General features: G+C 64.9%; 2 protein-coding genes. One reads left to right on the forward strand and one right to left on the reverse strand.

Annotated elements, in window-relative coordinates; translation table 11 throughout:
• A partial coding sequence (locus tag A6M56_RS08145) for a sensor histidine kinase (RefSeq protein ID WP_286758054.1) occupies window positions 1-1,456 on the forward strand: 1,456 nt, incomplete at its 5' end.
• 1 nt (window position 1,457) lies between these two features.
• Here A6M56_RS08145 and A6M56_RS08150 read toward each other — a convergent pair.
• Window positions 1,458-2,117, reverse strand: coding sequence for an energy-coupling factor ABC transporter permease (locus A6M56_RS08150; RefSeq protein WP_286758055.1), 660 nt, complete (start codon window positions 2,115-2,117; stop codon window positions 1,458-1,460).
• Window positions 2,118-2,348 lie beyond the last annotated feature (231 nt).

The raw sequence follows: 2,348 nt of genomic DNA on the forward strand, positions 1-2,348 counted from the left end.
GATGCTCGGCGCGGTCGACAAGAAAACCCTGCCCCATCTGAACTTCAAGATCTACGACGTCGGCGTATCGGACGGGCAGCGGGAGTCGGGCACCCGGGACCCCGGCCGCCTGATGTTCGACAGCGAAGCGGCCGAACCCGGCCAGAAGCCGGCGGCCTCCGGCCCGCTGTTCGTCAAGCGGGTGGCCATGACGGTCGGCCCGCGCGTGTGGGAGGTCGAATTTACGGCCAGCAAAACCGCCATGATGAGCAGCTTCGATACCTATCTGCCGCGCATCGTGCTGGTGGTCGGCCTGATCGCGGCCGGACTGCTGTTCACCATCTACTATTCGCAGGCATCGGCGCGGCAGCGCGCGGTGGAACTGGCCAAGGAGATGACCAAGGACTTGCGCGCCAGCGAAGCCAGCCTGGCCGAAGCGCAGCACATGGCGCACCTGGGCAGCTGGCTGCTGGACATCTCCACCCAGACCATGACCTGGTCGACCGAGACCTTCCACATCTTCGGCCTGGAACGGTTTTCGGAGCTGCCGGATTATTCGGCCTATCTGCGCCATATCCATGAAGAAGACCGGCAACGGGTGCAGACGGGCATGGCGAAAGCGCTGCGCGGCGGGGAGGAATTCAACACCGAACACCGGATCGTGCGGCGCGACGGCACGGTGCGCTGGGTGCAGACCATCTGCCGGCCGAGCAACAACGACGGCATGATCCTGTTGCGCGGCACCATCATGGACATCACCGAGCGCAAGCAGACGATGGAGGCATTGAAGCGCTCGCGCGAACTGCTGCGCGAGCTGACCGCGCACCAGGACCGGGTGAAGGAAGACGAACGGCGCCGCATCGCGCGCGAAATCCACGACGAGCTGGGGCAGACGCTCCTGGCGCTGCGCATCGACGTGTCGATGCTGGAGGCGCGCACCGGCAAGTCGCACCCGCGCCTGAACGAAAAGGTCCGCAGCGCGCTGCAATACATCGACGCCACCGTCAAGACCATCCGCACCATCATCAACAACCTGCGTCCGGCGGTGCTCGACCTCGGCCTCACTGCCGCCATCGAATGGCAGGTCAACGAATTCCGGCGCCGCAGCGGCATCGCCTGCGAGCTGGTGCTGGGCGAGGAAGAATTCGCGGTCGACGACACGCGCGCCACCACCCTGTTCCGCATCCTGCAGGAATCGCTGACCAACGTGATCCGGCACGCCAAGGCGACCCAGGTGTGGATCGAATTGCACAAGAAAGACGGACAGCTGGTCATGAGAATCGCCGACAACGGTGTCGGCATGTATCCCGAGGCGCGCAAGAACAGCAATTCGTTCGGGCTGGTCGGCGTGGAGGAGCGGATCAACGCGCTGAACGGAACTTTCCACATCGCCAGCACGCCGGGCCAGGGCACCGTCCTCACCATCCACATCCCGCTGGCGCCGGAGGTCCGGGAACGGCGCGCCGCAGCGGAATAAGTCACTTCCCGCGCAAATACACCTCGTCGTCGAAGGTCAGCACCCATTCCGGCCGATACACGGTGAAGATGGTCAGCAAAAAGCCGGTCAGGAAGGATTCGCCCCAGGCCAGCAGCAGCATGTAGGCGATGGTGTCGGCGGCGATCGGCGCATGCACCACCCACAGCTCGTTGGCGCCGAGCGAGAGCACGCCGATGGTCGCCAGCATCGCCATTGCGCCGAAGAACCCGTTGCCGAGCAGGTAGACAAAGATGTGATGCGGGAAATACTTGCGCGTCAGCCGCATCACCGTTTCGCCGCAATACGCCGGCAGGACCGCCAGCAGCAGCAGGTTCATGCCGAGATTGGCCCACAGGCCCTCATACAGCGCGGTATAGGCGGCAACCGCGATGCCGATGCCGATCACCGCCAGCTGCGGTCCGAACATCAGCACGAACAGCGGCATGCCCAGCAGGTGCAGCGTGACGCCGCCGGTGCCCGGCACGTCGAAGCGCCACAGCAGCGGCAATGCAATGATGAAGGCGCACCAGGCGGAAAACGCGCCGGTCGCATTCAGCGCCTGCCAAGGCGCCGACCTGGCCGCGCGGTAGAGAATGACGAGCGCGACGAGACTGGCCAGGAAGACGACCGCCAGCGGTAATGAAAAGAGAAAGATGCCCATGACGCATCCATTATAGAAAGTCGCGGCGACCGGTCAAAGCGCCCTGGCGGGTAGCGCCCGGGCGGCTTCCGGAGAGGAAAACCGGAACGCGGCAGCGGCCGCTAGCCGAAACTGTAGCGCGACTCGCGGAACGGCGCAGGCAGATGTCGACCGTCAGGATCTTCGACTCGCGCAGGCCCGGCCGCCGCGCAGCCGGTTGGGATAGCCGCCGCCGATGCGTTCGTGGTGTTT

Origin of the sequence: Ralstonia sp. RL (genome assembly GCF_001683835.1) — a bacterium.
Taxonomy (GTDB): Bacteria; Pseudomonadota; Gammaproteobacteria; order Burkholderiales; family Burkholderiaceae; genus Ralstonia; species Ralstonia mannitolilytica.